The sequence below is a fragment of the Criblamydia sequanensis CRIB-18 genome, assembly GCF_000750955.1.
In the GTDB taxonomy this organism is placed as follows: Bacteria; Chlamydiota; Chlamydiia; order Chlamydiales; family Criblamydiaceae; genus Criblamydia; species Criblamydia sequanensis.
This window is the reverse complement of the sequence record NZ_CCEJ010000003.1, coordinates 478548-501976: the sequence shown is the minus strand read 5'-3', so window position 1 is coordinate 501976 and position 23429 is coordinate 478548. Positions and strand designations below refer to the sequence as shown.

Below are 23429 nucleotides of genomic sequence, written 5' to 3'. Positions count from 1 at the left end.
ATTTTAAAGAGATAATGACTCGTGGATATTGATGCTGAAATAAGGCGTTTGACCTTAGAAAACAAGCAAGGAAATAAGATAAAGGGTTGTCTTTTTAATTTGCTTGTTTATACAAAAGATGAAATACGCGGCGATTTTTTAAGAGGTGTTGTCCAATCCATAGTTCAGAAGCTTCCCTGCAGGCTTATTACGGTACAGTCTTTAAGCGCATTAAACGAATCTCTTGAGATAAAAGTTAAACAATATGGGGATGGAGAGATTGTTTGCGACCATATCGCCATCAAATGCCCTGCAAGAGAGCACGAAAAAATCCCTTTTATTGTAACCCCGCAGTTTGTTCCGGATCTACCCGTTTATATTATTTGGGGAGATGACCCAAGTCAAAATTTTGAAGTGTTAAAAGAGTTGATTCCGTATGCGACAAGAGTCATCTTTGATCTTGAGAGTGTTTTTGAGTTCAAAAATTATTGTCCTAAAGTGACAAGCCTCTTAAAAGAGGGGCATGAAGTTATCGATATTCCCTGGGCCATTCTCTCTAGCTGGAGAGAAGTTTTTTCCAAGGTTTTCAGCTCTAAAGAGAGTTTGAAAAAGCTGCAAAATTCCACTGAAATTGATATCTATTTTAATGCTATCGATTCGAATATTGAAAAAAGAAGTTCAACGAATGCTCTTTATCTCTCGGCATGGATGACATCTTCCCTTGAATGGGAACTAAAGAGTGTTTCTTGCATCAAAAATGTCACCTGTTTAGACTATGATAGCGATTTCGGAAAAAGAAAAATAAAACTAACGCCAAAAAAAATGGATGTTATGCCGCAAGGCGCTATTGTTTCTATACAAGTTAAAAATGAGCCGGTAGAATCTTTTGAACTTGTTTTTAAAAGGGGGCCTGATCGGGTACTCGTGCATGTTTCTTCTGAAGACAGATGTTTTCTGCCTCTTTCTTTACAGATCAGAGATCTGTCCAAAGGGCTTAATTTCATTCAAGAATTACTCTATAGCAAAACGCTTTTACCTTATAAGAAAACGATGATTGAACTTGAAAAGCTTTCTCAAAAAGAGGCCTCCATATGCGAGATATAAAAACTTCTTTTCGTATATTTGATTCCAAGAGAAAGCTTGTGATTCTCCCGACTGCTAAGGAATCCGTTGAATTTGCAGCCCATCAGTTTATGGCAGCTTATGAAAAAGCGATCAAAGATCATGGCTTTTTTTCGGTTGCGTTATCAGGCGGATCAACCCCGAAAGCCATTTATCGTCTATTAGCCTCAGATCCTTATCGCGAAGCAATCGATTGGAAAAAGGTGCTCATTTTCTTTAGCGATGAGAGGGCGGTTCCTCCGGATCATCCGGAAAGCAATTATAGAATGGCTCTTGAATCCGGCTTTTCTTTCCTACCCATTGAGGAAGATCAGATTTTTAGAATGAAAGCGGAAGGCAGCATGGAAGTTGAGGCCAAAGCCTATGAAGAGATCATGGATGAAAGGCTTTATAAAGGAAAGTTTGATCTTATGATGCTAGGGCTTGGTGAAGATGCCCATACAGCCTCTCTTTTTCCAAAAACACATGCTTTAAATGCCAGGGAGAGAAAAGTTGTTGGTAATTTCGTCCCCAAATTAAATGCGTGGCGCATGAGTTTAACTTTTTCTTGCATTAATGAAGCCCGGGAAATTTTAATTGTGGCTCTTGGAAAATCTAAAGCTCGGGCTGTCGAAGCTGTTTTTTTTGCCCCTTATGATCCCAATAATTACCCGGCGCAAGGAATAGGAACTCCGGAAAATAATTCTCTATGGGTTCTCGATTATGAATCCGCCGGCAATCTCAGAAACCAAATCTAATTTTGATAGATTATTTTTATAATAAACCTTTATGAAAATATATTTATTTTAAATTCTGAATAAATAATAATTTAAATCTAAATTTTTAAATTAATTTTCTTGAGATATGTATATTCTAGGGATTGAAACAAGCTGCGATGAAACGGCGGCCTCTATTGTTAGGGATGGGAAAGAAATTCTATCGAATGTCATCGCCTCGCAAGCCGACCAGCATGAAATTTTTGGCGGAGTAGTCCCCGAGCTTGCTTGCAGACGCCACATCGATGCGATTATTCCAACTTTAAAACAAGCTCTAAAAGAGGCTTCTCTAACTTTGGATCAAGTGGACTTAATTGCGGCAGCTTATGGACCCGGCTTAATTGGAGCCCTTCATATAGGAGTGACTTCAGCAAAAGCCCTATCTCTTTCTAAAAAAATCCCTTTTCTTGCCATTAACCATATTGAAGCGCATCTCTACGCAGCTTTAATGTCGCATCAAGACGTCTTGTTCCCCTGTCTTGGCGCTGTTTTATCCGGCGGACATACCTCTCTTGTTCTGATAGAGAGCCTTGGCACTTATTCTTTGATCGCAGAAACAATTGATGACGCTATTGGAGAAGCTTTTGATAAAGTGGCAAAAATGATGGGGCTGCCTTACCCGGGAGGTCCCATTCTTGAGGAATTGGCAAAACAGGGAGACCCTTACTCCTACTCTTTGAAAGCCGGCCATGTTAAAAAAAAACCTCTTGATTTCTCCTTTAGCGGTTTAAAGACGGCTGTCCTCTATAAACTAAAAGGTCCAAACACTAATAGCGACAAAATAGAATCGCTTTCACTAAGTGAAAAATGCAATATGGCCGCTTCTTTTCAACGGGTAGCCTTTCAAGATGTTTTAAGCAAAATCCTTTTGGCGGCAGAAACTTATAAGACAAAAACCGTTATCTTTGGCGGGGGGGTAACTTCAAGTCAAACTTTAAGGCAGCTTTTTTCAGAAAAAGCCCCGCACTTAAGAACCTTATTTCCGGGGAAGGGTTTGAGTTTGGATAACGCTGCAATGATAGCCGGGCTCGCTTTCCATAAGTGGCAAGAAAAAAGAGAAAGCGACTCTTTTGGTTTGGAGCCTGCTTCCCGAATTCCTATTTCCTCTTTTAATCCTCTCACGCATTAAAATCCCATAAGCGAATAGTGGATCCCATGGAACCGCCATAAACGATACCTTCATTTGAATGAAGAGACAGAACACAAATCGTATGTCCTAGCGTTTTTAATATTCTTGATGATCTCGCATCAAAATATCTAATAAGACCATCCCAGGAACCCGAGCCAATTTTATGGTCTATCACATCAATACAGCTTATGTGATCTTTACAATAAATGACTGAAAACGAACGATCGTTTCGAACATCCCAAGCTCTAATCGTTCCGTCAAAAGACCCGCTATAAAGTTGATTATCTAAAACGGAAAAACTTTTTATCATTTCATTGTGGCCAACAAAATCTTGGACGACTCTTCCTGTTTCAATATCAAATGCTTGCAGCTTTCCGCTGCTAAAACCTGCATAAACTCGATCGTTTACAAAAAGACTTGTAACACAGGCGTCGTTTCCGCTATTTAGGGCTATTGCTCTTTTATTTGAATTGATATCGAAGATTTCAACGGAGCCGGATTTAGAACCGTAGTAAATAAGATCTCCTAAAACTTGAAAAGAGCTAAACGGAAAACCGGGGTTAAGTATGGCATCTTCGGGATCCTCCCTATTTCGACTCAAAACATGAACTTGATTACTTACGCCTCTAAAATAAAAATTACCTTCTTCAATTTGCATGTCTTGAATGCTATCATTTAGAGGTAAAATAAGAGGCTCCTGAGATTCAAGCGACCATATTCTAACTGTCCCATCTCCTGATCCGCTAACGAGCGTTCCATCTTCTGTCGTTTTAAGACAAAAAACACTTCCTTTATGGCCTTTTAATTCTTTTAATTCCGGAGTTTTGTTGGAGGAGCGCATTCTCGTTTCAGTTTTTAAATAGTGAATATAGTCCGGCTCTACCATTCTCCGCTTCCCTTTACCCAATCTCGACACCCGATCCCCTAGGAGTCTTTTAGCTTCTATTCTTTTCAAAGTATCAGGCATGAGGTGTGAGACAAGACCCTTTAAAGTTGATCGATCAAAAACTAATTTATTCCAAGTTTTTGAGGTGCAAGCGATTGAACAAAGAGATGAAATAGGTAAACGTTCAAAAATTAAAACTAGAACTTCTTCTGATAAAAGATTTATGGGACTATCACTTACCCCATCCTTTGCAAGCTCGGCGCCGCTCATTTCATCAATTGAATTCTCTTTTTCTTCCTCCAAATCGTCTTTTACCAAAGGAGGCATTCTTTGCAGGGAATAAATTGTTGGAGCATCCATAAAATATCTATTTTTTTGATTTTTAATAAAGATTATTTTAATGAGAATTTGTTAAGATTATATTAATTAATTAAAGCAAAATCATTTTTAATTGTTATTATTCAAAAAAAACATTAAGTAAAGTCACCCCTATTGATTCAACCTAGTTGACCATCCGAAGGCGTTCATCAACTTAAGACTCTGAGCTAAACAGAGTGCTTTTTTTAAAAAAATGAGAAGAAACCGAAAAAAATCAAATTCTATATTTGACTTTTCTTGAAACTTAAGCGGTTATCCGCTATGATGGCTGATTATAAAAAAACTTTAATGGAGTCTACCATGGCAAGTAAGCGCGAAAAAATTAAAATGAGAAGTTCTAAAAGCCATTTTTGTTACTACACAAACAAAAATAAAACTAATACACCTGATCGCTTAACTCTTATCAAATACGATCCCATCGTTCGTGAGCACGTAGAGTTTAAAGAAGCAAAATAGATTTATCATGCGCTATTATGAGCTGTCGATTGCTTTAAAGTACTTAACTCCCCGTATAAGACAGCTCTCTGTATCCATTATCAGCCTAATATCGATTATAGTTATTGCTTTAGTCGTTTGGTTGATAGTGGTTTTTTTTTCCGTCACCCATGGTTTAGAAAAAACTTGGACGGAAAAACTGATTTCCTTAACGGCCCCCATCCGAATCACCCCGAAAGAAGCCTACTATCAAAGCTACTATCATTTGATCGATAGTCTAAGCGAGGCCTCAGATTATAGCGCTAAATCGATTGAAGAAAAGTCTTTAAGAAAAGCCGGTGATCCTTACAATCCCCTCACCGATGAAGCGATTCCCGAGTCTTTTCCCCTTCCTTTGAAAAATTCAGATGGTTCACCCAAAGACCTTGTAAAAACAGCTTTTAATGAAATCAATAAGATAAAGGGAGCAAAAGCTGCAAGTTATAGACTTGCGCCAAGCACCCTTAAACTAAAAATGGTTCGCTCGACCGGAAAAAATTTAGCTGAGGCCGGAACGGTAAACTTTATCACAACGCCTGCCTATCTAACCGTTTTTGATAAGTCCATCCCAACTTTAAAAAAATCCCTGATTCCTCCTAGAGAAGAGGATGTTGAAAACGTCCTTAAAACGCTTGCCTACTCGGATGAAAATATTCAGGAAGAAAGTGAACGGATAATTGCCGTTGATCAAGAGACTTATAAGACTCGCTTGATTGATTTTTTTTCCTGTGTCTCGGTAACTTCCATCCAATCTAATAAAATTCCTTTGGATTGCAGGGATTTTAAATCTAAAGAGCCTTTATACGGCGTTTTTTTAAAAGGTACCATTAGACAGACTATTTTTATCCCGAAAGAAAAAGAAGGACTATCCCGACTTGAAAAAAATCTGAAAGAAAAAGGCCTTAGAGTCGTTTCCGGAAAGCTTACTTCCGGCGGACAAAAATTTGAGTTTTTTGAATCAGACGAGGGAGAAAAAATTGCCTTGGCCTATCCCGAGGTCTATTTTGATCCTTTTGAACCGGTTCAAGCAAGCTTAGATCCACGAGATATAAAGTTAAGAAAGTTTGATGAGATTCAATATAGAACCGATTTTCAAGTACAGGGGCGAAAACTAAGAAAAGAAATCCGCTTGAAAGACGCCAGAATTCAAGGAATTCAAAAGGGAAATTACGATAAGCCAAACCCCTTCTGGGTCGCAAAAAACAATTCCGTTTATGAGATGCCTATCCCAACTGAGAGGGGCGAGCCGATTCTTATCCCGAAAGCTTTTAAAGATTCAGGGGTTCTTATAGGCGATCATGGCTTTTTGACGTATCAAACGTTAACTACGAGTTCTCTTCAAGAGCAGCGTATTCCGGTGTTTGTCGCAGGCTTTTATGATCCGGGCATTTTTCCTTTGGGAGCAAGAATCATCTTAACGACAAGTGATGTTCTCAATATGGCCTTCTCCCCCTCCTTCCAAAATGAGCGGATGGCAAGTGAAGGCATACATGTCAGGTTAGATGACCTTGCTTATACAGATGATGTAAAAAATCAAATCACAAAAGCTTTTGAAAAAGAAGGGTTGACCCCTTATTTTAATATTGAAAGCTATAAAGAATATGAGTTCACAAAAGAAATTATTCAACAGCTTAGAAGCGAGAAAAATCTCTTCACCCTTTTAGCTACTGTAATTATTGTAGTGGCCTGTTCAAATATTATTTCCATGTTGATTATTCTAGTTAACGATAAAAAGAAAGAGATTGGCATCTTACGCTCTATGGGCAGTAATACCGGAAGCATTGGCTTAATTTTCGGGTCGGCCGGTGTTTTTATGGGATTTTTTGGAAGCGTGATTGGAATTACAGGGGCTCTTTTCACCCTACGCTATTTGAACCATCTCGTTGATTTTATAAGCCGCATGCAAGGCTTCGATTTATTTAGCTCTAACATTTATGGCGATGAGCTGCCAAGTGAGATTAGTTTTGAAGCCCTGGCGTTTGTAATACTTGCGACAGTTATTGTCTCTTTAATTGCAGGCTGCATCCCGGCTGCTAAAGCTTGTTTGATGAAACCAAATGAAATTTTACGGGCAGAATAAGCATGGAAACCACACCGCTTCTAGAAGCTAAAGAAATTTCCAAAACTTTTTTTAGGCCTAAAAAATTTTCAATTTTTAATTCCCTTAATTTAAAAGTTTATCCTAACGACAGCATTGCTATCATTGGAAGATCAGGCGAAGGAAAAAGCACACTTTTGCATATTCTTGGAACGCTTGAAAAACCAACCAAAGGGTCGCTTTATTTTAATGGAGAAAAGCTTAATTTTTTTAATGCTTCAAGAATTAGAAGAACTCAAATCTCTTTTGTTTTTCAATCCTATCACCTTTTAGATGATTATTCAGTTCTTGATAATGTCCTTATGCCGGCAAAAATTTTAAGAAAAAACTTTTCGAAAGGGTCGCCTGTTTATAATAGAGCCTTTGAGCTTCTTGAACTTGTCGGTTTAAAAGAAAGAGCGTTTTTTTATCCAAAACTTCTTTCAGGCGGAGAAAAGCAAAGAGTGGCTATAGCAAGAAGCTTTTGCAATGATCCGGATCTTATTTTAGCTGATGAACCTTCCGGAAATCTGGATCTTGAAACAGCTAAAACGATTCACAATCTTCTTATTGATTATTCTAAAAGGCCGAATAAGGCTTTAATTGTAGTCACGCATCATCCGGAACTTGCTTCTCTTTGTGGAAAAAAATTATTTCTGGAAAAAGGTCAATTGCAACCTTCGCATGAATAAAGCTCAAAAACTTTCTTAAACCTTTTGATTTTTTAAAGGTCGATCGGCAAAATTAACACCAAGCAATTTAGTTTAAATACTTTTTAACCGTCCCAAATTTAACCTAAGGGCTTTTTATGAAGATTGTTTTCACAAAAATCAAAACCGTGGTTTCTCTTTAATTTTTCGCTCCTTTGAGGTTTTATATGGTTAAAAAAGTTATGCCCTTCTTTTTAACTTTTGCGGTAGGATTCCTTATTTGGCTTCTTCCGATACCGGAAGGCATAACAGAACAAAGCTGGCATCTTTTTGCCATTTTTGTCGCGACCATATTTGGTGTCGTCGCAAGGCCTCTTCCTATGGGAGGGGTAGCTTTTATGGCGCTTGCGGCTCTTATTTGGACTAAGACTCTTCCTTTTGATGTCGCTTTCTCAGGCTTTAGTAATGAATCCGTCTGGCTAATTGTTTTTGCCTACTTTGTCGCAAGGGCCTTTATTAAAACAGGCCTTGGAACAAGATTAAGCTTTGTTTTTATGCAGCTAATGGGAAAAAGAACGATTGGACTAGGTTATGGGATATTAACCACCGATCTTGTCTTAGCGCCTGCAATTCCGAGTAACACTGCAAGGACAGGCGGCCTTATTTTGCCAATTGTCGAATCTCTTTCCGAGATTTTTGAAAGCAAGCCTAAGGATCCGTCTTCAAGAAAAATGGGCGCTTATCTCTCTCAAGTAGCTATTCAGGCCTCTTGTGTGACAAGCGCTATGTTTCTAACGGCTATGTCAGCGAACCCACTTATTGCAGATATTGCAGGAGATATGGGGATTCCAATCACTTGGGGCAGCTGGGCTCTTGCCGCCATTGTCCCAGGGGCCATTTGTCTTTTAGCCATACCCCTTCTTGTTTACTGGCTTATCCCGCCTGAAATAAAGTTTTCTCCGGGAGCTCCGGCTCTTGCAAAAGCTCGCCTTAAAGCTATTGGACCTATCTCTACTAAGGAATGGATTCTTCTTTTTACCTTTTTTCTTCTTCTTATTCTTTGGATGTCCGCTGCAAAAATTGGGGTCAAACCGACCACTTCAGCCTTAACAGGACTTGTTATTCTCTTATGTACCGGCGTTTTAAGTTGGGATGATGTGAAAAAAGAGCATCAAGCCTGGGAAACACTCATTTGGTTTGCAACTTTGTTAACTATGGCGACACAGCTTGGCAAACTTGGATTCACATCCTGGCTAAGCGATTCATTAGTTCAAAGAGTGGTGGGGTATGACTGGAAATATGGGTTCGCCTTTTTATCTATTGCCTACTTCTACGCCCATTATTTTTTCGCAAGTAATTTAGCTCATGTCAGCGCTATGTACGCAACTTTTTTAAGCGTATCGATTATCTTAGGCACGCCCCCTCATTTTGCAGCCTACACCCTTGGTTTTTTTAGCAGTCTTTTTGGCGCTTTAACTCAGTACACCTCCGGCCCTTCGGCGCTTCTTTTTGGAGCCGGTTATGTAGACACGCCAGCTTGGTGGAGAGCAGGTCTTGCGTTAAGCATTTTCAATATTATTGTATGGCTATTTATTGGCGGCCTTTGGTGGAAATTCTTAGGCCTTTGGTAGCATTAGGGCGTTAATCACGGGTTTAAGACTCTAAAAGCAGCTTTATAATGGGTTTGCTTCGTGTATCAAAACGAGCTGTCGGTCTTGAATTTAATAGATCCAGCGCAGACATTCCCTGGCTGTCTCTAAGGGTTGTGTCTAGTCCTCTTTGAATTAATGAAAGGGCTAGCTCTTTATGATCATTTTTTAACGCGGCAATTATCGGTCCTCCGATTTCATCGGCCGTATGAATGTCTACCCCATTTTCAAGCAAGAAATCAATGACTTCAATTTGGTTATGATAGGCCGCTGCACTAAGAAGAGAAACGGTGGCTTGAGCAGTATGGCAATAACTTGCAAAATTGATTTTTGATGGATCATCTTTCAAGATTTCTTTTAAGCTGCCAAGAGCTCCGACTTTTATAACATCAATAAGCGTAGGAGGCTGACTTGCCGGCCCATCATGGTCTATCCTTAAAGGCAGGCCTTCTAGCGCAAGGAAACTATTTTCAGAACAAAGATCAATCTCCTCATTATTTATCCCAAAAATGGTTAAACGCTCCTCTTCATTATCGGTCCCATCGTCTGTATGGCGCTCCCCCCTTCTCTTTTCAGCTTCTGAATCTTCATAGGCATGCATAAGGTGAATGAATTCATGGACTAAACGAACATACCTTGGAGCCTCAACAAAAAATTTCTCTCCATCTATCCGGGCAACATAAAAATAAGGACGATCCGTTTCAATTTTTATTAGATTTAGATTGCAGAAGGTTACCGTTTCTTCTGAGGGAACAATGGTAAATCGACGCCCGATTTTTGCAATACGGTCTAAAAGAAGAACCCCGGGCTCCTTGACCGCAATTTCATGAATCAAGGGAATAATTTCTTGCGACTCAAGCGTTGCGAGAGAAAGAAACTTATTTACGGAATTTGAATGTAAAGATTGCATCTTGTTGGCTACCAATTTGTAAAAGCCCGATAAAGCAAGTTTGTTTTATCGGGCTTTTTAGTTTATGGAGTCGCAGTCTTCGCGAAGACTTGCTTTATCAAAAGTGCGCCGCCAAACCCGGTTCCGGCTGTTATAATAAAAGTAACGGCAAAGATAAGCCAGGAGGCTGTTATTGCGGCGGTTACAGCTGCAACGCTTGCAAAAAAGGCCACGGCAAAAAGAGAAACAGCTCCAACGGATTTATAAAAGCGGCTTTCCGCGTCCTTTACTTTTTTCTCGTTTGCTTCCCGAGTCTTCTTCTCTTCTTCGGTTTCTTTTGGAGGCTCTGCAGGAGGAGGTGGTGCATCAGGCCCGGGTGCCGGTGCAGGATCTGGCTTTGGCGCTGGCGATGCAGGAGCCGGTGGTATTGTCAAAGGCTTAGGTGCATTCGGAGAACTTGGCGTTGATACAGGTGAACTTGGCGTTGATACAGGTGAACTTGGCGTTGATACAGGTGAACTTGGCGGAGTTGTAGAAGGAGGGGGTGAAGCGGGTGCTTTAGCAGTGGGCAAAGTTGAATCCGCCTCCTCTGCATCTTGCATTATTACTCCGGGAGGAAGAGATGATTTTGGGGGGTCCTCTTCCTCTTCCTCTTCGTTTACATCTTCTATTATTAGTTTCGATGGGGGCGTTGATGGGGGCGTTGACGTTGAGGGTTCAGCTGACGCCACAGGATCCTTCACATCATCAACCGGTGTGACAGGCACCATCGGGGGTTTGGGTAGCTCAGTAGTTTCCTTGAGAGACTCTGCCGTTTTACCCTCTGGTGAGACGGGGACCGGTTTTGACGCATCTTTTTGTTTTGATTTTTTTGAAGACTTATCATTTTTCAAAGGTTTTTGCAAGTCTTTCTCTTCAATAGGTTCCTTAGTTTTGGGTCTATCTTCATCGGGCGACAAATTGTCAAATAGGTCTTCACCCTCCTCAGCAGTTTCGGGAAAGAGGGAGGGGTCTTTAAAAGTATCCGAGTCAAGTATAGTTACTTTTTTGGGATCGTTGGTGGTAACAGTAACAGGGGGCATCTCACCAAGCATTCCATCAAAAAGATCATGTACAGCGCTTGCTGTATTTGCTACATCACTTTGTTCGGCGGTAAGAACAGGTTCGGTTGTTCCGGCAAAGGGAATGGGACTTGTTGTGTCGGTTACATTATCAAGAGGTGTGGTCATAGTTTTATCCTTTCTGACTTAGGTGTGTAGGAATTTTAAAATATTAAGACTCAAAAAGATTTTTAGCTACTGTAAATCAAACATTAATATTATATTTTTTTTTAATCAGATTTTCAACTATTAAAATTGAATTTTATCTATTTATTGAATAAAATTGTGTACTTTATAATTAATTAATTCTGATTTTGATGCCTAAAATCTATTTAAATGCGAAAAACTTAATTTTAATTTTTTTTACTTTATTCTTAATCCAGCTCGTTTCGTTTCTTTTTGAAAAAAATAGTTTACTTATTCTGTCTCAGTTTGAAACGTCGACGCTTTGGCAAAATTCATTAGATTCCTTTGCAAATATCATTGTTTTAGCCTGTAGCTTAACTCTTCTAATTCTCAGTCTGTTCTTCGATTTTAAAATAATCATTCGACTTTTTTTTATTATAATTCCTTTTCTTTCCCTTCTCTTTCTTTGTGAAAATGCGGCTAACTATCCTTCGATCATTCATAAGCTGATTCACCAGAAAGAACCCGGCTTCATGCTGTTTTTTTATAAAGCGCCTTTTCTTGCCGGAAAACTTTTAGTTTCTAAAGTTCTATCGCTTAGCTTTTTTTTCTTTTTCTTTGCTTATATGAACCGGTATTTCTCTTTTAGACAGTTAAGCCTCTTCTACCCTTTATGTGTTTTACTTAACTTACTTGCACACTATTTGTTTTTTGATCTGTCCTTAACAAAAAAGTTCTTCATTTCTTTTTCCTTTTCTCATTATTCCTTGATTTTACTCTTAGGGTTAGCTTGCTTTCTTTTATTTGAAATCCTCCCCAAAAATGAGAATCAAAAAGATACACGGGAAATAGAACAAGCATCCCTTTTAAAAATTGGAGCGCCCTTTATTTGTCTTTCCATTGCTTCCTCATTCACGTTCTTTTTTGATCAAATTGGGTCAACAGGGTCTTTTGAGGTGACAAATGCAATTATCAAGAATTTTCCGCCTGTTATGCCTCTTAAAACGGTTGCAATCCTTTTACAAAGCGGCGGCCTTCTATTTTTAGTATCGACTTTTTTCTTTAAAAGAAGCCAAGCCTGGAAAAATTTCTTTCTTGGGTCGCTTTCAACTATCCTTGTGATTGCCATTCTCTTTTTTTATTACAATTTATCGTTTGAAAATAACTTTGATCTAAGACGGGAGCTTTCTGAAAATGAAGAATTATTGGGAAGTATGACGGTAGGCCTTGGTTATGAAATACTGATGCTTGGCGTAACGGCCCCGCTTTTCTTTTGTTTAAAAGAACTATCCCTGCAGCTTATTCCGAGACGTTTCCGATTGACCTGCAAGATCATCCTAGATTTATTGTATGGCAAAGTCGGTCTCTTCTTCGGGCTTCTTTTTATCCAGGGAAGTCTTTTTGTATCATCAACTAGCGTTCAATTTTTTATATTATCAGCCATCTTTGTTCTCTCTTGCTTTATTCTCAGTCTCTATTGCGCATTTAAACTTGGAAAAATCATTGAAAAGATTGCTTAAGTTTATATAGTTTTCTTAAAAATGAGGTTTTATGAGCATTTGGAAAACTCCCTTTACACTTGAGTCCATCAATAAAATGAATGAGAATACCATGGTAGACTATCTAGGGATTCAAATTTCTGAAAAAGGCGATGATTTTCTTGCGGCTACAATGCCGGTGGACCATAGAACGAAACAAGTGTTTGGCATCATGCATGGCGGAGCATCGGCCGCTCTTGCTGAAACTGTCGGAAGTTTGGCTGCCAATTTCGCTGTTGATTTGGATCATTTTTATTGTGTCGGGCTAGATATTAATACGAGCCACATAAAAATGGCGAAAGAAGGGTTTGTGAAAGCAATCGCAAGGCCTGTTCATCTCGGCAAATCCACTCACGTTTGGCAAGTCATGGCTTTTAATGAGCAGGATGAGCTTGTTTCCTTAAGCCGTTTGACGATGGCGGTCTTGGAAAAAAAGAAAAGCAAATAAAAAAATAAAGCGGGTTAAACGTTTAACCCGCTTATTCTTTTAGCTATAAAATTTCTCTTTTTTCGATGCTTTTTCAAGCAATACTTGGCTTGGGGCAAATCTTGAGCCATACTTTTTTTCAAAAACTTTTAAGCGCTCTACAATATAAGGAATTCCCCTTTCATCGGCATAACGCAAAAGGCCTCCTCTAAAGGGGGGAAATCCCGTGCCATATACTAAAGCTAAATCAATATAAGTCGGGCTTGCAGCCACCGATTCACCAAGGCATCTAGAAGCTTCATTGATCATGGAAAAAAGAATTCTCTCTTCCGCATCGCTTGGATCAAGTGTCGTCTTTGGCTTTTGAGTTTTTGAAAGAAGCCTTTTTATTCCGGGATTTTTCTCTCCCTTCCTCTCACCCTTCCAAAGATAAAAACCTTTCCCATTTTTTTTGCCTAGATATTGATTATCTACCATAAGTTTCATAATTTCAGGCTGTTTCATTCGTTCGCCATAAGCGTTTTCAATCACATTGAATACCTTATAGACAATGTCATTCCCGACTTCATCAGCTAAAACAAAAGGACCCATGGGCATCCCAAAAGAAGTCATCTTTTTGTCAAGAGTTTCCATATCGATCCCCTCTTCCAATAACCAACTAGCTTCATTGGCAGCTGTTGCAAAAACCCGGTTGACTAAGAAACCCGGAACATCTTTAACAACGACGGCTGTCTTTCCAAGTGTTTTGCAAAGATTAACAACTCGAGCTATAGTCTCTTTTGATGTTTTAGACCCCGGGATAATTTCAACTAAAGGCATTCTATCCGGTGGATTGAAAAAGTGCATGCCGATAAAACGCTCAGGGTGTTTTAAAGTTTTAGCCATGCTATCGATCACAAGGGAAGAGGTGTTCGTCGCAATAATGGCATCCTCTGAAAGAATCGCTTCAAGCTCGCTAAAAATTTTATTCTTAATCTCAAGATTTTCAACCGCCGCTTCAATCACAAGATCGGCTTGTTTAAACCCTGAATAATCTTTTGTAGCTGAAAGAAGCTGAAATTTACGGTCCGCCTGTTCTTTTGTAAATTTTCTTTTCTTTACAAGGATTTGATAGATTTCAAAAACCGTTCCATACCCTTTTCCAAGTAAGTTCCAATTTAAATCTTTGAGCCTTACAGGAATATCTTTGCTCGTCAGAAGATAAGCAATCTTAGCTCCCATAGTGCCGGCCCCAATGACTGCTGCTCTATTAATTTTGGGAACTTCTTTTGGCAGATCCATACCGGGATTTTTTTTAATTTCTTCGCTTGCAAAAAAGAGGTTGATTAAGTTCTTTGAATTGGAAAAATCTTTTTGGAGCCCCCTTTTAAAGACAGCGACTTCCTCTTTAAGCCCTTCATCTAATGGCAAAGCGTAGGTTCTTTTAATGACATCTAAGGCAAGTTCCGGGGCTTTATAGTGGCCTTTAGTGGTTTCCTGAAGCTTTTTATTAGCCATGTAAAAAAATAAACTTCGGCCAAGCGGATTGTCTTCTAAGAGAAGCTTTTTAAGACCGCTCTTTTTTCTTTTGTCTATTAACTCTTTTTGCTTCTCTTTACTTTCTATTGATACCATGAATTTTTGAAGCTCTTCTTTGAAGAACTCTTTTGGTAAAACGGCATCCACAAGTTTTAGCTTAAAAGCTTTTTTGGCATCGACAGACTTTCCGGTTAATATGAGGTTTGTTCCTTCTTCAAGACCGATTAACCTTGGCAGCCTTTGGGTTCCGCCCCAACCGGGAAAAATGCCTAAATTAACTTCCGGCGTTCCTATTTGAACTTTGGGACTGTCGGAAGCGACCCTAAATTTGCAAGCTAAAGCAAGCTCTGTTCCCCCGCCAAGACAAACACCGTTAATGGCGGCAACAGTTGGAATGGGCATAGAAGCTAATTTTCTAAAAACAGCGTGGCCCCGATCAATTAATTTTTCTGCAATGGCCGGGTTTTCAAACGCTTTTTCAAAAATTTTAATATCAGCGCCTGCTATAAAAATATCTTCTTTTGCGCTTGTGATCGCAAGGGCTTTAATGGGTTTGGTCGAAAGGGCGTCAAGTTTTTGCTCGAGATCATCTAAAACATCCGGAGATATTTTATTTATCTTTTCACCCGGGTAATCAAAAATAAGGGTCCCTATTCCCTCTTCTTCTTTGTATTTGAAGTATTCTGTCATGACGCTGCCTCCACTATTATGGCTTCCCCTTGTCCACCGCCAACACAGAGTGAAGCAAGTCCAATTTTTTTATTTCGTCTTTTTAATTCTTTTAAAATCGTTAAAATAAGCCTTGCACCTGATGCGCCAAGCGGATGGCCAATTGCTAGAGCGCCGCCATTGACATTTAACTTTTCCATATCAAGTGTCCCAATGGCTTTATTTTTGCCAAGTTCTTTCTTGGCAAACTCATCTGAGGCTAAAGCTTTTTGAACGGCTAATACTTGAGATGCGAAAGCTTCATTGATTTCGATTAAATCAATTTGATCAAGATTAAGGCCGCTCGAATCCAATATTTTGGAAATGGCGTAAGCCGGTCCAAGCCCCATGCGGCTTGGATCAAGAGCTGCCCAGGAATAATCTAGAATATACCCAAGAGGCTTATACCCTAATTCCTTACATTTTTCTTCACTCATTAAAAGAAGGGCGACAGCACCATCCGTGATTGGGCTTGAGGTGCCGGCTGTGACGGTGCCGGAAATCGTGTTAAAGACAGGTTTTAGCTTTTCAAGGTCTGATAATTTTTGATCATCCCTTATGCCATCATCTTGCTCAATCATGGTTTCATATTTTGTGGGCATAGGGATGGGAACGATTTCTTCTGCTAGAACGCCCGATCTTCTTGCAGCCGCAGCCTTTTCCTGGCTTTTAAAAGCAAATAGATCTTGCTCTTTTCTTGTAACTTTAAAATCCTTTGAAAGAATCTCGGCAGTATCTCCCATCGTCAATCCGCAAAGCGGGTCTGAAATTTTAGGGATGTCCGGCTTAAAGTGTGCGGCTCTTAGTTGTCCGAGCATTTTAAGTTTAGCCCAAAAACTTTTAGCTTTAGAGAGGTTCATAAGCCATTCCTTCATGGCTTTACTAACAAGAATCGGAAAGTTGCTCATAGACTCAACTCCGCCTGCAATAATGACATCGGCTTGATCAAGCTCTATTTTATTTGCGGCTGCAACCACAGCTTCCATTCCGGAAGAGCAATTTCGATTAACCGTAAAAGCAGGTACGCTTACCGGCAAGCCCCCTTTTACAGAAATTACCCGCGCTATATTGGTGGCATGAGGCGGTTGGAGCACATTGCCAAAAATCAATTCATCGACCTCATTCGGATTAATATTTGTTCTTGCGATTAACTCTTTTACAGCGTAGGCGCCAAGATCATCCGCTTCCATAGCTTTCAGGATCCCATTCGCTTTAATAAATGGAGTTCTAATCCCGTCAACGATTGCAATTCTTTTCTTTAATGCCATCTCTTATTCTCCAGCTTCTACTTCTTTAGCTTCATACATCCCTTCGATTAAATCCCGATATTTTTGCGAGACTACCTCCCTTCTGATTTTCATAGTAGGGGTTAATTCCCCGCCTTCAATCGTTAGGTGCGTCAATACGAAGCTGTAGCGATGGATCTCTTCCCAATGATTTAGATGCTTGTTAAGCTCCTCAATGAGGTTATCCATTTCTTTTTTTACAAAATCTGATTGTACAAATTCTTCGTCGGTCTTATTTTCCATCTGATTGGCTTTTTTTAAGGAATGGAGCACATCTAAATCAGGAAAAAGAAGACAAGAAGCAAAGTTTCTCCCTTCGGCTACAACCATAGCCATATCGATAAGGGGGGCCTTCATCAATTTCTGCTCAATTGGAACAGGCGCTATGAATTTGCCGGTTGACATTTTGTAAAGCTCTTTCATTCTCCCGATAATAGTTAAATAGCCGTCTTCATCAAGCTTTCCTTTATCGCCTGTATGGAGCCATCCATCAGAATCGAGCGCTCTATCAGTGGCTTCCTTATTTTTATAATAACCCTTCATCACAATCGGGCCTTTAACAAGAATTTCCCCTTCGTCGCTTATTTTTATTTTGATGCCGGGAAAAGCCGGGCCAACGGTTCCAATCTTTACTTTGCCGGGAAGGTTGGCACCGACTGTGGAAGCTTCTGTCAGTCCCCAGCCTTCATACAGAGGTAAACCAATATCTTTGAAAAAATGGTATAAATGAGGATTTAAAGCAGCGCCACCTGAAATGATGACGCGTAAATTTCCCCCTAAAGCTTCTCTTAGGGCCGAGTAGACGATTTTATCCGCGAGCGGATGAAGAAGCTGCTTATACAAGCTTTCATCTTTTTCATTATTGGCAAGATCAAAAGCCCATTGACCAAGGGCTCTTTTTAAAAAGCCGGCTCCTTGCACATTGGCAAGCATTTTTGCGTAGATTTTTTCAAGAAGCCTTGGAACTAAAACAATGATTGTCGGATGTATTTCCCGGCAAACGTTGCCGACTGTTTTTATATCTTTGATGTAATAAACACTTACACCCCAAAGCATCATGCAAAAATTAAGAGACCTTCCGAAAATATGGGCAAGGGGCAAAATGCTTAAATAGAGATCTTTTTCCTTGTCCCAGCTAAAAGGGTCAATGTGACCGAGTCCAATTAAATTAAAATGGGTGAGCATGACGCCTTTTGGAATGCCTGTAGATCCGCTTGTATAAACAATCGTCGCTAAATCGTCCGGCTTGACTTCGTTTAACACTTTTTCAAATAGGTCGGGATTTTGCTGGTCTAACGCTTTCCCTTGTTCTAAAATTTCATTATAACGAAGAGTTCCTCCCTGGCCTTCTTCATCATAGAGGGTGACCACCGACTCAAAAGATTCCTTGTGGTTGCCATACATCTCCCACGGCTCTTTGCCTGAAATAAAAAGGGTGCGAAGGCCTGTTTGCTCTACTTCAAAGATAAAATTTTCATTGGAGATATTGGCAAATAAGGGAACTGAAACAGCGCCGGCTAACATGATAGCCACATCGACAATCGACCATCTAGGAGATGAGTTGGCAAGAATCCCCACCATGTCTCCTTTTTTGATCCCTAACTTTTTTATACCAAGGGTCATATATTTAATTTCATCTAGCACTTCCTTGGTGCTCATTACGTCCCAACCGGTATCCGTTTGCATAGCTAACGCTTTCGGATTATCGTGATGTTCTCTAACATATTTGTAAGCTTCTGCAATAGAATGAATCGGATCCATTAAAATTCCTGTCAATTTCGTTTCGTGAACGGCTAATAATGTTTTATAGACATTTCGTTTTTATTTTGGAAACGGAACAAAATAAAATTTTAATCATAAACTCATTCCTACCCTAAATTTTCAAAAAAACATAAAAATAAAAAAAGGAGGTTGTATATATATCTACTAGTTGGTAGAATAACTTACATGAAAACAAATACTTATGATCAAATATTAGATGAGGCCATTAGGCTCCTTAAAGAAAAAGGGGCTCAAGGGTTTAGTTACCAAGATTTATCAGAGGCAGTAGGCATAAAGAAAGCAAGCATACACTACCATTTTCCTCACAAGGAAGATCTTTTGCTGGCTATTATTTCGACCCAGCACCTGAACCTTGAGTCCTACCTTAGGCTTGGGAGTTCTTTAAACCCTAAAGAAAAAGTAAAGTACCTCGCTCTGCTTTACCGCAAGGTTTTAGAGGAAAATACAAATTATATTTGCCCTTGTGGAATGTTAGCGGCTGAATGGTCTACGCTTACAGAAAAAATAAAAGAAGCTTTGCAAAGATTTTTTGACCTTCAAAGAATATGGCTTGGCGATGGAGCACATTCTGAGTCAATTGTCGCAAGTTTGCAAGGACTCCTCTTAATGGCGAGATTGAACCACAATCCCCTAGAATTTTTCGATCGTCAAATACAATTAATTGACTAAAAAATTTTTAATCAAAAACCTACCAACTGGTAGATAGGAATAGACAAATGACAAAGAAAGTAATTAAAACACTCTTCACCTTTTTAATGATAAGCGCTTCACCCTTATTGGCTAAAGAAGTTGCAAAACCAACGCCTTCAGTTGTTTATGGAGTTAAGGTTTCCCCTTACGTAAGAAAAGTAGAAGCGGCTCTAAAATACAAAAATCTCCCCTACGAGATCAAAGAAGTGTTGCCGACCAAACTTTCCGCTGCCCTTAAAATGGACTCATCCCCTGATTTTCTGGAAGCGAGTCCTTTAGGCAAGATTCCGGCTTTAAGACAAGGCAACTTCACAGTGTCAGATTCCGCTGTTATTATTGCCTATTTAGAAAAAACTGCGCCTCAAAAAAGTCTTTATCCAAAAGAGGCTAAAAAATATGCCAAAGCCCTATGGTTTGAAAAATATGCCGATACAACGATGTCTGAGGTCATCCACCAAAAGATTTTTGTTGAGCTTTTTGTAAAACCGAATGTTTTAAAAGTTGCGCCAGACCAAGTCTTAGTAGATAGCACAGTTGCCAATGAACTTTCCGAGGTTCTTCATTATCTTGAGAAAGAAGTTTCAAAATCTAAAGGAAAATTTCTTATTGATAATGAATTTTCTATCGCGGATATTGCTGTGGCCACTCACCTAAAAAGCTTAGATCTTGTGAAACTCCAAATTGATTGGAAAAAGTACCCGGCCTTATTTGCCTACAAGAATAGAATTTTTACAGAAACTGTTTTTAAAGACTTATAATCTCTTAGGGCGGCGCCTATCGTAAGACTCATGGAATTCTAAAGGGTTCTATGAGTTTTTTTGATAAATGGGTTAGCTTGGATTTTTAAGCTGAACGATTATCGGGTTAGACTTCTCTCTATGCGGCGATGAGCCGTAAGGGCCTTGATTATGACCTGAGAGTTTATAGAGAATATAAGTAATCAGGTGTAGAAAGCGTGAGCCGAATTTTAAAGGGTATCTTTCTAATTGAAACCAGGTGAACGTTTGAATGGACCCATCTTCTTTTTTTATTTGTTTCCTGGAAAAAAGGCATTCTTTGACACAAGTTCCCGTCAAACTAAATTGTTTTGCGTCAGATACGTGAGAGGAAGTGCGCTCTTTTAAGCTTCCTATTTTTTTTAGCTCGTCGTATGACTTTCCCTGATCTTCAATCATCACATAAGCCCCTCTGAAAATTTGTAAGAAGAAGTGGCTTTTATCGAATAAAGTAAAATTTATGCAACGACTCAAGTAATCGAAAAATTGCATTTCCTCAGCAGAAATATTTTTCATCTGTTTATAGATGAGCCGCTGCTCTTTTAAAGGCAAGGAATCGAGGATTTTTTTAAGTTCCAGATTTAATTTTAAGAAAGTAGGGTCTTTTCCCCCAAAAAGAGTTCTAAGAAAATTTCTTGCCAAGCGATAAAGGCTTTTTAGGAATTTTTTGTAGCGGGGGCACTCAACCGGCTTTTGAAGGGAGAAACTAGATTTATCAATGTTCTTTATAATCTCTATCGATCTATTAGTTTCTTTTAAAATAACTTTGAAATTATCATGCGAATCGAGGGAAACTCTAATTTTTTTTAGATTGGTCTCAGATATGATGGCTTTATGATCTAGTAGCTCATTAAAAAAAGTTACCAGCTTATCTTTTTTAAAGCCGGTTAGCTCTTTCCCTTGGATTTTTACCCTGTAAACTTCTCCATTAGTTAAGTTGGAAAAAACTAAATAGTTACCTAGAGGGGAAGACTCTAGGTCACATGGAGAGTACTTAGGAAAAACTAACGGTTGCATAACATCCGAGTTAATTTAATTAATTATTTAATTATAGCGATAAATATTAAAGAAAGTATAAATTTTTAAAAAGTAGAAAATTAATTGTTATAAAAACTTATTTATAATGTTTTCCTAAATCGTTTAAAAGAGATTTATATGCTTGATTTAGTTTTTGAACAAGTTACGACAAACGGTGATCGTAATTTTGGGTATTTAATAGGCGATCGTAATGCGAGGGAAGCTCTTATTGTGGACCCTTCTTTTAGACCCGAATATTTAGTTAGGAGAGCTGAGGTTCAAGATTTAAAAGTTAAGCTTATTCTAAATACCCATGGCCACCCCGATCATACGTCGGGTAACCTAGTCGCAAAAAGGTTGACAGGCGCAAAAGTTGCAATTTTTGAAGATTCTCTTGTTCCTCATGATCTTGGATTAAAAGAAGGCGATGCCTTTAAATTCGGACAATTTTCAGTAAAAGTTCTCTATACTCCTGGGCATGCTCCGGATCACGTGGTCTTTTATTTTCCGGAACTTGAAGCGGCGATTACGGGCGATCATCTTTTTGTTGGCAAGATTGGCGGGACTGTAACTCTTGAAGAGAGTAAGCAGCAGTATGATGCCCTAAGAAGATTAGTTGATGATCTTCCCCTGTCCACTACTATTTGGCCAGGTCATGACTTTGGGGCGAGGCCCTCATCCACCCTCTCCCTCGAATTAAAATCAAACCCCTTCCTCCAAGCTACTTCTTTCGAAGAATTTCTAGAAGTCAAAGAGAATTGGAGGGAAATAAAAAACAAAAACGCTCTTTTATAGTATCTTTTTATTCATACTATAAGAGCTCACCCATCAAAGATACTGATCTTACCCAATCTTACCCTCTCAGGAACCGCCTTTATTTCTTACATGCACATGGAAACATAAGTCTTCTTTAAATCCGCTCTTCTTCTATGCTGTCATAATAAATTATGGAAAAGGATCAAACTATTAAAATATTATAATTATATTAAATGGCATTATTTTAATAAATTAATACAATTTAAACGAAATCTTAAAAATTTTGTAGATAAAAAACATTACCTTGTTGAATAATCAACAACTATTTTCTAATGATAAGCAATACAATATCAATGACTTAAAAGTCATTGTAAGCGAATTTAATATAAAAACTACACACATTGAAGACATGAATCCAAGCAAAAAAAATCAAAGCAGCCTTTTTAAAAAAATTGGTGCTTTAATTTTCATCAGCACTGTAATCGTATATTTCACCCTCTCGGGGTATCATCTTTGGGTTATGCGCGATTTATGGAAAGAAGAAAACTCGATATCAGCTTTAAGAGCTTCTGTTAGCGAATTAGAGAAGAATGAGCGTTCTCTTAAATTTTCTCTCGATCTATTGAAGAGAGAAGAGATCAACCTTTCAGAATTACAAACACTTAAGGCGCAAATAGAACAAGAAAAGAGAGCTTGGGATGCTCAAAAAAGAGAAGAAGCAAATCTTGCTAGCCGTATCCTCGACCTGCAAAATACGCACAATAAACTGGCTACTAGTTCTTCAAATCTTAGAGAGGAAGTTACGCATCTACAAAATCAATTGAATCAAACAAAAATAGATCTTGAAATAGAGCAAAAAAGAAAATCATCGCTAATTAAATTGGAATCTCAGGTTGTAGAAACTAAAAGACAACTCACAACTCTACAACAGTCAATAAAAGAACTAAAAACTCAAGAAGAGAAATTTAATGAACAACTTCAAGAAATCAACGATCTTAAAACTAAAAAGAACTCGCTTCTTGACGAAGTAGTTGAAATTGAAAGAAATTGTGATTCAAAAAGATCAGATCTCACCATTTTGAAAAAAGATTTAGAGTTGATCGAACATAACTTTAAATCACTTAAAAGGCAGGAAAAAGAAACATCAAAAATTTGTGAAGATCTCACAGCCAAATTGAGTTCTTCCAAGAGTTCCCTTAGCGCCCTTCAATCAGAAGTCAATACTAAATCTATACAAAAACAAGAACTAGAGAATGTTCTCATTAATTTGAGAAAAGAAAAAAATGAGCTGATCACAGCTCGTTCTAAGTTGGATGAATTTCAAAAAAAGCTACAAGAGGTTTTGTACACCTTTGAACAAAAGTCAAAAGAGTTGCAAGAAATGCAACTTCAACTTACGCAAGCGACAGAGAAATCAACCATTGAACAAGAGCGTTTAAAAGAACTCCAGAATAAAGCTAAAAGAGAGATGGCCGAAATATCAAAGCGGAGTGAGGAGGTGTATCAACTACAACTTCAAATCACTTCCCTTCACCAACAAAAAAACATTCTTCTCAATCAAAAAAAGGCGATTTTAGATCAACTTGAGCTAGAGGAGAAGCAGCTCTTAGCTAGAAAAGCCAAGATTGATAAGCAGCTTAAAGAAGGTGAGAGTAGGTTCATAGAAGCGCAAAACCAAACCCCTGACAGTGCTCAAGTTATAAATGGAGCTATTTAA

Annotated in this window: 20 protein-coding genes; 13 read left to right on the top strand and 7 right to left on the bottom strand. The window is 38.8% G+C overall.

The window, feature by feature from the left end:
• The first annotated feature begins 21 nt into the window (after positions 1–21).
• The 3 genes from CSEC_RS03910 (at position 22) to tsaD (ending at position 2985) form a co-directional block, all read left to right on the top strand.
• Entirely contained in the window at positions 22–1083 is a 1062-nt protein-coding gene (locus CSEC_RS03910; RefSeq protein ID WP_041017064.1) for a glucose-6-phosphate dehydrogenase assembly protein OpcA, read from the top strand.
• Positions 1071–1838, top strand: a complete 768-nt coding sequence (gene pgl / locus CSEC_RS03905) for a 6-phosphogluconolactonase (RefSeq protein ID WP_053331745.1) — start codon at positions 1071–1073, stop codon at positions 1836–1838. Before CSEC_RS03910 ends, pgl begins: the two co-directional genes overlap by 13 nt.
• Before the next feature lie 106 nt (positions 1839–1944).
• Positions 1945–2985 (top strand): tRNA (adenosine(37)-N6)-threonylcarbamoyltransferase complex transferase subunit TsaD, encoded by a 1041-nt coding sequence (tsaD, locus tag CSEC_RS03900; RefSeq protein WP_041017063.1) that lies wholly within the window; start codon positions 1945–1947, stop codon positions 2983–2985.
• On the opposite strand, the gene CSEC_RS03895 is transcribed toward tsaD, so the two are convergent.
• The gene (locus CSEC_RS03895; RefSeq protein ID WP_041017062.1) at positions 2975–4231 is read right to left on the bottom strand and encodes an F-box/WD repeat-containing protein; all 1257 of its coding nucleotides are present in this window, start codon (positions 4229–4231) and stop codon (positions 2975–2977) included. The genes tsaD and CSEC_RS03895 overlap by 11 nt on opposite strands.
• A 318-nt stretch (positions 4232–4549) precedes the next feature.
• Between CSEC_RS03895 and rpmG the strand changes: the two genes are divergently transcribed.
• The 4 genes from rpmG (at position 4550) to CSEC_RS03875 (ending at position 9081) form a co-directional block, all read left to right on the top strand.
• Positions 4550–4705: a 50S ribosomal protein L33 gene (rpmG, locus tag CSEC_RS03890; RefSeq protein WP_041017279.1), complete on the top strand. Its 156-nt coding sequence runs from the start codon at positions 4550–4552 to the stop codon at positions 4703–4705.
• Between the two features lie 7 nt (positions 4706–4712).
• The gene (locus CSEC_RS03885; protein ID WP_041017061.1) at positions 4713–6803 is read left to right on the top strand and encodes an ABC transporter permease; all 2091 of its coding nucleotides are present in this window, start codon (positions 4713–4715) and stop codon (positions 6801–6803) included.
• Positions 6804–6805: 2 nt separating this feature from the next.
• On the top strand, positions 6806–7492 hold the full coding sequence (locus CSEC_RS03880) for an ABC transporter ATP-binding protein (RefSeq protein ID WP_041017060.1): 687 nt from the start codon (positions 6806–6808) through the stop codon (positions 7490–7492).
• Between the two features lie 185 nt (positions 7493–7677).
• The gene (locus CSEC_RS03875) at positions 7678–9081 is read left to right on the top strand and encodes an anion permease (RefSeq protein ID WP_041017059.1); all 1404 of its coding nucleotides are present in this window, start codon (positions 7678–7680) and stop codon (positions 9079–9081) included.
• A gap of 22 nt (positions 9082–9103) precedes the next feature.
• Here the strand turns inward: CSEC_RS03875 and CSEC_RS03870 are convergent, their stop codons facing one another.
• Both CSEC_RS03870 and CSEC_RS03865 read right to left on the bottom strand, forming a co-directional pair.
• Positions 9104–10009, bottom strand: coding sequence for an ankyrin repeat domain-containing protein (locus CSEC_RS03870; protein WP_041017058.1), 906 nt, complete (start codon positions 10007–10009; stop codon positions 9104–9106).
• 62 nt (positions 10010–10071) lie between these two features.
• The gene (locus CSEC_RS03865; RefSeq protein WP_041017057.1) at positions 10072–11217 is read right to left on the bottom strand and encodes a hypothetical protein; all 1146 of its coding nucleotides are present in this window, start codon (positions 11215–11217) and stop codon (positions 10072–10074) included.
• A 530-nt stretch (positions 11218–11747) separates the two neighbouring features.
• Here CSEC_RS03865 and CSEC_RS03860 point away from each other — a divergent pair.
• Positions 11748–12734 (top strand): hypothetical protein, encoded by a 987-nt coding sequence (locus CSEC_RS03860; protein WP_154017618.1) that lies wholly within the window; start codon positions 11748–11750, stop codon positions 12732–12734.
• Between the two features lie 31 nt (positions 12735–12765).
• Positions 12766–13200, top strand: coding sequence for a hotdog fold thioesterase (locus CSEC_RS03855; RefSeq protein WP_041017055.1), 435 nt, complete (start codon positions 12766–12768; stop codon positions 13198–13200).
• A gap of 39 nt (positions 13201–13239) precedes the next feature.
• Here CSEC_RS03855 and CSEC_RS03850 read toward each other — a convergent pair whose 3' ends face one another.
• Genes CSEC_RS03850 through CSEC_RS03840 form a run of 3 tightly spaced genes read right to left on the bottom strand, consistent with a single transcriptional unit; the run spans position 13240 to position 18452 of the window.
• The gene (locus tag CSEC_RS03850; RefSeq protein ID WP_041017054.1) at positions 13240–15387 is read right to left on the bottom strand and encodes a 3-hydroxyacyl-CoA dehydrogenase NAD-binding domain-containing protein; all 2148 of its coding nucleotides are present in this window, start codon (positions 15385–15387) and stop codon (positions 13240–13242) included.
• Entirely contained in the window at positions 15384–16673 is a 1290-nt protein-coding gene (locus tag CSEC_RS03845) for a thiolase family protein (RefSeq protein WP_041017053.1), read from the bottom strand. Before CSEC_RS03845 ends, CSEC_RS03850 begins: the two co-directional genes overlap by 4 nt.
• A gap of 3 nt (positions 16674–16676) precedes the next feature.
• On the bottom strand, positions 16677–18452 hold the full coding sequence (locus CSEC_RS03840) for an AMP-dependent synthetase/ligase (protein WP_041017052.1): 1776 nt from the start codon (positions 18450–18452) through the stop codon (positions 16677–16679).
• A gap of 186 nt (positions 18453–18638) precedes the next feature.
• On the opposite strand from CSEC_RS03840, the gene CSEC_RS03835 reads away from it, so the two are divergent.
• Complete coding sequence (locus CSEC_RS03835; protein ID WP_053331744.1) at positions 18639–19142, top strand: TetR/AcrR family transcriptional regulator; 504 nt, start codon at positions 18639–18641, stop codon at positions 19140–19142.
• 47 nt (positions 19143–19189) lie between these two features.
• Positions 19190–19921 carry a glutathione S-transferase family protein gene (locus tag CSEC_RS03830; RefSeq protein WP_053331743.1) on the top strand — a complete coding sequence of 244 codons (732 nt, stop codon included), beginning with the start codon at positions 19190–19192 and terminating at the stop codon, positions 19919–19921.
• A 72-nt stretch (positions 19922–19993) separates the two neighbouring features.
• On the opposite strand, the gene CSEC_RS03825 is transcribed toward CSEC_RS03830, so the two are convergent.
• Complete coding sequence (locus tag CSEC_RS03825; RefSeq protein WP_041017051.1) at positions 19994–20956, bottom strand: hypothetical protein; 963 nt, start codon at positions 20954–20956, stop codon at positions 19994–19996.
• Positions 20957–21094: 138 nt separating this feature from the next.
• On the opposite strand from CSEC_RS03825, the gene CSEC_RS03820 reads away from it, so the two are divergent.
• Positions 21095–21751: a hydroxyacylglutathione hydrolase family protein gene (locus CSEC_RS03820; RefSeq protein ID WP_041017050.1), complete on the top strand. Its 657-nt coding sequence runs from the start codon at positions 21095–21097 to the stop codon at positions 21749–21751.
• Between the two features lie 265 nt (positions 21752–22016).
• Complete coding sequence (locus CSEC_RS03815; RefSeq protein WP_154017617.1) at positions 22017–23429, top strand: coiled-coil domain-containing protein; 1413 nt, start codon at positions 22017–22019, stop codon at positions 23427–23429.

Coding starts and splice junctions, on each gene's coding strand:
- pgl (WP_053331745.1), top strand. CDS start 1,071: ATGCGAGATATAAAAACTTCTTTTCGTATATTTGATTCCAAGAGAAAG.
- tsaD (WP_041017063.1), top strand. CDS start 1,945: ATGTATATTCTAGGGATTGAAACAAGCTGCGATGAAACGGCGGCCTCT.
- CSEC_RS03895 (WP_041017062.1), bottom strand. CDS start 4,231: ATGGATGCTCCAACAATTTATTCCCTGCAAAGAATGCCTCCTTTGGTA.
- rpmG (WP_041017279.1), top strand. CDS start 4,550: ATGGCAAGTAAGCGCGAAAAAATTAAAATGAGAAGTTCTAAAAGCCAT.
- CSEC_RS03885 (WP_041017061.1), top strand. CDS start 4,713: ATGCGCTATTATGAGCTGTCGATTGCTTTAAAGTACTTAACTCCCCGT.
- CSEC_RS03880 (WP_041017060.1), top strand. CDS start 6,806: ATGGAAACCACACCGCTTCTAGAAGCTAAAGAAATTTCCAAAACTTTT.
- CSEC_RS03875 (WP_041017059.1), top strand. CDS start 7,678: ATGGTTAAAAAAGTTATGCCCTTCTTTTTAACTTTTGCGGTAGGATTC.
- CSEC_RS03870 (WP_041017058.1), bottom strand. CDS start 10,009: ATGCAATCTTTACATTCAAATTCCGTAAATAAGTTTCTTTCTCTCGCA.
- CSEC_RS03865 (WP_041017057.1), bottom strand. CDS start 11,217: ATGACCACACCTCTTGATAATGTAACCGACACAACAAGTCCCATTCCC.
- CSEC_RS03860 (WP_154017618.1), top strand. CDS start 11,748: ATGCTGTTTTTTTATAAAGCGCCTTTTCTTGCCGGAAAACTTTTAGTT.
- CSEC_RS03855 (WP_041017055.1), top strand. CDS start 12,766: ATGAGCATTTGGAAAACTCCCTTTACACTTGAGTCCATCAATAAAATG.
- CSEC_RS03850 (WP_041017054.1), bottom strand. CDS start 15,387: ATGACAGAATACTTCAAATACAAAGAAGAAGAGGGAATAGGGACCCTT.
- CSEC_RS03845 (WP_041017053.1), bottom strand. CDS start 16,673: ATGGCATTAAAGAAAAGAATTGCAATCGTTGACGGGATTAGAACTCCA.
- CSEC_RS03840 (WP_041017052.1), bottom strand. CDS start 18,452: ATGGATCCGATTCATTCTATTGCAGAAGCTTACAAATATGTTAGAGAA.
- CSEC_RS03835 (WP_053331744.1), top strand. CDS start 18,639: ATGAAAACAAATACTTATGATCAAATATTAGATGAGGCCATTAGGCTC.
- CSEC_RS03830 (WP_053331743.1), top strand. CDS start 19,190: ATGACAAAGAAAGTAATTAAAACACTCTTCACCTTTTTAATGATAAGC.
- CSEC_RS03825 (WP_041017051.1), bottom strand. CDS start 20,956: ATGCAACCGTTAGTTTTTCCTAAGTACTCTCCATGTGACCTAGAGTCT.
- CSEC_RS03820 (WP_041017050.1), top strand. CDS start 21,095: ATGCTTGATTTAGTTTTTGAACAAGTTACGACAAACGGTGATCGTAAT.